Genomic DNA, 1,721 nt, shown 5'->3' on the forward strand with positions numbered 1-1,721 from the left:
GTGTCTTCGTCCCACTCGGTCGTGAGAGTCTGAACAGCGACTTCGAATCCGATTTCGTTACCGTCGAAGGAAGCACCGTCTCCGTCGGTGACGATGTAGTCACCATCGAGGTTTTCGGTGTCGATCTCGACGTAAGGGTCACCGGAGCCGTCAGCGATATTTTCGGCGTTAAGCTGGCGGATGAAGGAACTCTCGTCCTCGCCAGCATCCGTGACTTCACGGAGCTCGAGCGACGAGGTGGTGAGGCCGCTCACGTTGACGTGGATGACTTCGCCCTGGAAAGCGAGTTCACCGCTCTGAACTTCGTTCGCCGTGAACGAAGAGTCGTTGTCAACAGTAACACCGTTGGTTTGGTTCGCGGTCGTGACGTTGAACGCGGTACCAGCGTCAACCGGCGTCAGGCCGCCCGTGTCAGAGACGAGCGTGACCGTCAGCTGAGCGGTTTCGGAACTGTCGTTGACGTTCTCGACGTCGACCGTGACGGTCTCGTCGTCGATTTCCGTACCGGTGACAGTAACGTTCTCGTTGTCGGAGTCCACGCCAACGCCGTCAACTGCGATGTCGGAGTTGTTGAACGTGAAGTCAATCGATTCTTCTGCACCACCAGCGAGTGTGGTGTTGACCGTAATCGTGTGGGTGGTAGCGTCCTGACCGACAGTCACGGTAGAAACGGACGGACCCGTATTACCGGACGTGTCGACAGCACTAACGGTTCCTACGCCGGCGAAGACCGACAGGACCATCAGCGCCGTCATGAACAGGGCGCTAGCCTTGTGTGTTGCAGTCATTGTTTGCTGTTAGAGTCGACAGCACTCTCTTTCGACCCGATAGCGGGTGGCGCCATCGGCGAATACTTGAGAGTGCCGTCATGGGTAGGGGTGCATCCTGAACGTGAGTCCATTTTGGTAAATACTTTGTGTTGTAGTGTGTGGTGAGGTAACGAAGTTCTCGACAATCTCTGAAACACACTAGAATCCAATGTGTGTTTGCTCCAGTTTAGTACATTTTATATATCGATGCTTCCCAGTAGGCTGTGTAGTAGAAATATACTACTTCGACTAGCCCTTCCAACCTTCCATAGATGAACTCAAAACAAGTCCTTACGTTATTCGTCGTTGGGTTACTGGTCATCCCCGGTGTTGCGACGGCTGCGGTCCGTGGGTCACCAAGCCTCTCAGTGATCGTCCCAGACAACTCAGTCGCACCGGGTGAAACGACAAACCTCCAGATACAAATCCAGAATACTGGTGATGTTGATGTTGGGTCGTCAAACCCGCAGCTCATTTCACAGGTGACTACTGCTCGTGGGGTGACCGCCGAATTAGACACTGAGAACACACCTATATCAGCAGAGGTTAACCAAGTCGCACTCGGGAGTATCCCTGACGGGAACGTTGTCAGTGCTGCCTTCGAGATTACTGTTCCTGAGCGCGTCCCAGAAGGAACGTATACTATTCCTGTTACTGTTGAATACGAATACACCTCACAGATTTCCGAGCGCACACAGGCATACAACAATCAGGAAGCGTCAGAGACGTTTGACATAGAGATCCGGGTAGAAGACCGTGCTCGGTTCCGCGTCGTTGAGACGTCGACTAACCTACTTGTTGGTGGCGACGGGGAAGTGTCTCTCCGAATGGTCAACATCGGCTCGGAACCAGCAACTGATGCAACAGTAAACCTTGCGTCTTCGAGCCCAGATATCACATTCGGGCAGTCTG

1 protein-coding gene and 1 pseudogene are annotated in these 1,721 nt (G+C 53.6%); one reads left to right on the forward strand and one right to left on the reverse strand.

The features are described from left to right. A pseudogene (locus tag AUR66_RS07355) lies at window positions 1-788 on the reverse strand (hypothetical protein); the annotation flags it as partial. Between the two features lie 293 nt (window positions 789-1,081). Between AUR66_RS07355 and AUR66_RS21145 the strand changes: the two are divergent. Continuing rightward, window positions 1,082-1,721, forward strand: a 640-nt coding sequence (locus AUR66_RS21145) for a COG1361 S-layer family protein (RefSeq protein ID WP_394326254.1), incomplete at its 3' end; no start/stop codon positions are given.

The sequence above is a fragment of the Haloferax profundi genome (assembly GCF_001469865.1).
GTDB lineage: Archaea > Halobacteriota > Halobacteria > Halobacteriales > Haloferacaceae > Haloferax > Haloferax profundi.